Annotated in this window: 5 protein-coding genes; 4 read left to right on the top strand and 1 reads right to left on the bottom strand. The window is 33.2% G+C overall.

Annotated features, from left to right (window positions below):
• The first annotated feature begins 393 nt into the window (after positions 1-393).
• The 3 genes from ylqF to Q0370_RS00015 all read left to right on the top strand — a co-directional run bounded on the left by ylqF (position 394) and on the right by Q0370_RS00015 (position 3633).
• Positions 394-1269, top strand: coding sequence for a ribosome biogenesis GTPase YlqF (gene ylqF, locus Q0370_RS00025; RefSeq protein WP_299570383.1), 876 nt, complete (start codon positions 394-396; stop codon positions 1267-1269).
• 170 nt (positions 1270-1439) lie between these two features.
• Positions 1440-2696, top strand: coding sequence for a glycosyltransferase family 4 protein (locus Q0370_RS00020; protein ID WP_299570381.1), 1257 nt, complete (start codon positions 1440-1442; stop codon positions 2694-2696).
• A complete protein-coding gene (locus tag Q0370_RS00015; protein ID WP_299570378.1) occupies positions 2590-3633 on the top strand; it encodes a glycosyltransferase family 4 protein in 1044 nt (347 codons plus the stop codon). Before Q0370_RS00020 ends, Q0370_RS00015 begins: the two co-directional genes overlap by 107 nt.
• 51 nt (positions 3634-3684) lie before the next feature.
• Here Q0370_RS00015 and Q0370_RS00010 read toward each other — a convergent pair whose 3' ends face one another.
• Complete coding sequence (locus Q0370_RS00010) at positions 3685-4116, bottom strand: PH domain-containing protein (protein ID WP_299570374.1); 432 nt, start codon at positions 4114-4116, stop codon at positions 3685-3687.
• A 119-nt stretch (positions 4117-4235) separates the two neighbouring features.
• Between Q0370_RS00010 and Q0370_RS00005 the strand changes: the two genes are divergently transcribed.
• The coding region (locus Q0370_RS00005) for an RNase H family protein (protein ID WP_367270790.1) at positions 4236-4486 on the top strand (251 nt) is incomplete at its 3' end.

Here is a 4486-nt window from a genome sequence, read left to right as displayed (position 1 = left end):
CAAGGGAAATCAATCGCCATTTCCCTTCATTTCGCAATAATAGTTATTTTAACATGTTTAAATAATGGCATATTAAAGAGAATAGCGAAAGTGCTACGCACTATCCCTGGCTTGTCTAAGCATTTTTTGAAAATATTTCCAAATTTATTTGGGAAAGTAGTCTAAACATTTATTATTTGGATAAACTTAAGTTACTACGAAAATTAAACTCGCTTCGCTCAGACAGTAATTTTTATTTCCAAAAAATCACGACATCTTTAATTTAAGATAGATTGTAAAATAAACTGTAACAAATTTGAAATAAATTGTGAGTTTTTATCTTTAATTTTAAAATTAAACTTAGTTTTAGGATTAAAAATAAAAATTTAGAGAGAAAATGGAGAAAATGAAAGAATGAATATAAACTGGTATCCAGGGCATATGAAGAAAACAAAGGATTTAATTGTTGAAAATCTTAAGATAATTGATGTTGTTATTGAGATTTTAGATGCAAGGATTCCGATTTCTAGTAAAAATCCAGATATTTCAAAGCTGGCAAATAATAAGAAAAAAATTATTGTTCTGAACAAAGTGGATTTGATTGATAGCAAGGAATTAAAAAGTTGGGAAGATTATTTTTTGAAAAATAATTTTTCTGATTATTTTGTAGCTTTGAGTGTAGAAAAAGGGAATAATTTTAATGAACTACGAAAAATTACAGATAAAATTTATGCTGAGAAATTGGAAAAAATGAAAAAAAAGGGACTTCGTAAAACTGAAGTAAGAGCTATGATTGTTGGGATTCCTAATGTTGGGAAGTCTAAATTCATTAATAAATTTGTGAATAAAAATAAAGCAAGAGTTGGAAATACTCCAGGATTTACACGTGGCAAGCAATGGATAAAAATTGATGATAAATTAGAACTGCTGGATACACCAGGAGTTTTATGGCCAAAGTTTGAAGATGATGAGGTAGCTTATAATTTAGCGATTACTGGCTCAATAAAGGACAATGTGTTGCAATTGGAGCATGTTGCAATTAAATTTTTAGATAAATTAAAGGATTTGGGAAAAATAGACAATCTTGTAAAAGTGTATAATTTGGAAGAATATATAACTAATGAGGAAATTTTGGGATTGGAAAACCATGAGATACTGGAAATTTTGGAAAAACGGCTTGGTGTTTCTAAAAATGATGAACATAATTATGAAATTATTTCGAGAAGACTTATGAAAGATTATAGAATGGGGAAAATAGGTAAGTTCTTCTTGGAAATCCCTAAAAATTAGCAGATAAGAATTTTTTTATTTAAATTGAAATAGAACTTATATAAAAAAAATAATAAGATATAGAATAAAAATGGTTATTTGTGTGAAAATTTATAGTAGCCTAAAAAAATTTTCAAGAGAGTAAAAATAAAATTGAAATAAGGCTTTATTATAGAAGGAGAAATATAAAAATGAGAATTGGAATATTTACAGATACATACAGACCTCAAGTAAATGGAGTTGTAAGTTCGATTATGACACTTGAGAAGGAGCTTAGAAAGCTGGGACATAAAGTGTATATTATTACTACGACTGATCCTGATGCACCTCAAGTCGAGCCTAATGTTTTACGAATACCAAGTATGGAATTTAAGCCGTTGCCGCAGTATAGACTAGGAATGATTTATTCTTCAAAAATAATAAAAAAGATAAAGAGGCTGGAATTAGATATTATTCATTCACAGACAGAATGGGGTGTAGGAACATTTGCGAGATTCGCTGCAATTAATCTTGAAATACCCCTTGTTCATACGTACCATACATTATATGAATATTATACACATTATATTTTTGGTTCGAGATTTGTTTCAGCGGGGAAAAAGATTGCGGCTGCGATTAGTAAATTTTATTGTGAAAAATGTAATGGACTGATTGTACCAACAAGAAAAGTTGAAGATATTTTGTATTCTTATGGTGTTGACCAGACAATGAACATTATTCCAACTGGACTGGAATTGGATAAATTTTATCGTGGAAATTATTCCGATGAAGATTTGGAATTTATGAGAGAAAATTTTGGAATAGAGAAAAGTGATTTTCTTTGTGTGTATATTGGGCGAATTGCCGAAGAAAAAAGTATTGATTTGTTAATTGATATGTTTTCTAAAATTAAGGATGAAAACTTTAAATTTATGATTGTTGGGCGTGGGAGAATTTTGGATGACTTGAAGAAACAAGCTGAAGATCTTGGTATTTCAGATAGAGTTATTTTTACAGGGGAAGTTCCGCATGATAAAGTTGCTGCTTATTATCAAATGGGAGATGTATTTTTGAATGCTAGTATATCAGAAACACAGGGGCTTACATTTGTTGAGGCAATGGCTGCTAAAACACCTGTTGTGGCAAGATATGACTTAAATCTGGAAGACTTGCTTGTAAAGAACGAAGCAGGGCTTGTTTACAGAACAGAAGAAGAATTTATTAATTCTATAATGCTTTTAAAAGAAGATAAGGAATTTAGAGAAAAAATTATCGAAAATGCTTTTGCCGCTTCACAAGATTACACAGCACAGAAATTTGGAGAACGAGTAGAAGCAGTTTACAAAAAAACAATAGAGGAGTATGATAGTCGTGAAAGTTTTACTATATTCAGAGGGGAAAAGTTCTTTCAGCAAATCCGGCGTTGGACAAGCCTTAAATCATCAGGTAGAAGCCCTTGGAGCAAATAATATTGAAGTTACCCAGGATCCTGAAGATGATTATGATTTGGCACATATAAATACTGTTGCGTTGAAATCTTATGAAGTGTTAAAACAGGCAAAGAAAAAAGGTAAACCTGTAATTTATCACACACATACAACTTATGAAGATTTTCGTGGAAGTATAAAGGGAAGCTATGTTTTATCGCCAATTATAAAATTCTGGACAAAGAAATTATATAATGAAGCAGATTATTTGATTTCTCCATCAGAATATACAAAAAATCTTATAAAATCAAAATATTTAGAAAAAGACAAAGAAATTAGAGTAATTTCAAACGGTGTAAATATAAATAAATTTAATAAAAATGAAGTTTTAAAAGAAAAGTTTTTAAATGAATATAAATCAGTATATGACATAAATAAGCCTTTAATTATAACAGCTGGATTACCTTTTGAGAGAAAAGGGATAAAAGATTTTGTAAAAGTAGCACAGGAATGCAGTGATTATCAATTTCTTTGGTTTGGATCGTCAAGCGTAAAATCAATGCTTCCTGATAAAATACAGAAAATTATTGAAAATCCACCAAAAAATCTAATTTTTCCAGGATATGTAGATAAAGACATCCTAATTGGAGCATTTAGCGCTGCAAAAGCCTTTTTGTTTATGACTTATGAAGAAAATGAGGGAATTGTAGTGTTAGAAGCACTTTCAGCTAAATTACCGCTTGTAGTAAGGGATATTCCTGTGTATGAAGACTGGCTGGAAGATGGAAAAACTTGTTTTAAGGCTAGGACTAACGAAGAATTTTGCCAAAAAATAAGGAATATTGTGGAAAACAATGTGGAAAACTTGGATGAAATTACAGAAACTGCCTATAATATTGCTGTAGAGCGGGATTTGTTAAATATAGGCAAAAAATATAAAGAATACTATGAATACATATTAAATCAAAAAAATAGATAACCTTTCAAAAAATCGAAAAAACAATTTCAATAAATTAAAAAGAGAAAACCATCAATAAGTCAATAATGGTTTTCTCTCCAATTTTAGACATTTCAATTTTGACGGTTTCAACACAGCTTCTGCCAAGGCTTTTTGAATGGCAATCACGCTCTTGTCGCTTTTAAACTGCAAGGTTTCGGTCGGCGCTTCGCCAGAAGAAACCCAAATCTTCAGCTCGGCATCCAAATCAAAATGACCCGAGGTTTCCACCGAAAAGCGCGACACGGAACGGTATGGAATCGAACGGTAAGACACTTTCTTGCCGGTCAAACCCTGCTTGTCCACCAACACCAGCCGATATTCGGTAAACACAATCAAATCGCGCACCAGGCTGAATGCCATTTTTACCTGTTCGCCATCAATCAGGATATTCGCCAAATCGCGTTCCACCGCATCGGCGTCTTTTTGCGAAGCATTGCCCAAAAGGCCGCTGAACAATCCCATATCTGCCTGCTTTCTATACGAGTGATAAGTGCAGGGTATTTTACACGCACAAACCTTATTTGCCGATATTTCAGACGGCCTTATGTTATGATACCGCCTTATTCGACAAAGACATGCCCATGGATAAACCCGTTTACCTCTACACAGACGGCGCATGCAAAGGCAACCCCGGCGCAGGCGGCTGGGGGGTATTTATGCGCTACGGCACACACGAAAAAGAACTGTTCGGCGGCGAAGCCGAAACCACCAACAACCGCATGGAGCTGACCGCAGTCATCGAAGGACTGAAATCCTTAAAGCGCCGCTGCCAAGTCGTCATCTGCACCGACTCGCAATACGTCAAAAACGGCATGGAAAGCTGGATACACGG

The sequence above is a fragment of the uncultured Leptotrichia sp. genome (assembly GCF_938036635.1).
GTDB classification, from domain to species: Bacteria; Fusobacteriota; Fusobacteriia; order Fusobacteriales; family Leptotrichiaceae; genus Leptotrichia; species Leptotrichia hongkongensis.
This window is presented reverse-complemented; position numbering and strand designations above follow the sequence as displayed.

Bases quoted from the DNA above. Each gene is read 5' to 3' on its own strand.
- ylqF (WP_299570383.1), top strand. From the start codon at position 394: ATGAATATAAACTGGTATCCAGGGCATATGAAGAAAACAAAGGATTTA.
- Q0370_RS00020 (WP_299570381.1), top strand. From the start codon at position 1,440: ATGAGAATTGGAATATTTACAGATACATACAGACCTCAAGTAAATGGA.
- Q0370_RS00015 (WP_299570378.1), top strand. From the start codon at position 2,590: ATGATAGTCGTGAAAGTTTTACTATATTCAGAGGGGAAAAGTTCTTTC.
- Q0370_RS00010 (WP_299570374.1), bottom strand. From the start codon at position 4,116: ATGGGATTGTTCAGCGGCCTTTTGGGCAATGCTTCGCAAAAAGACGCC.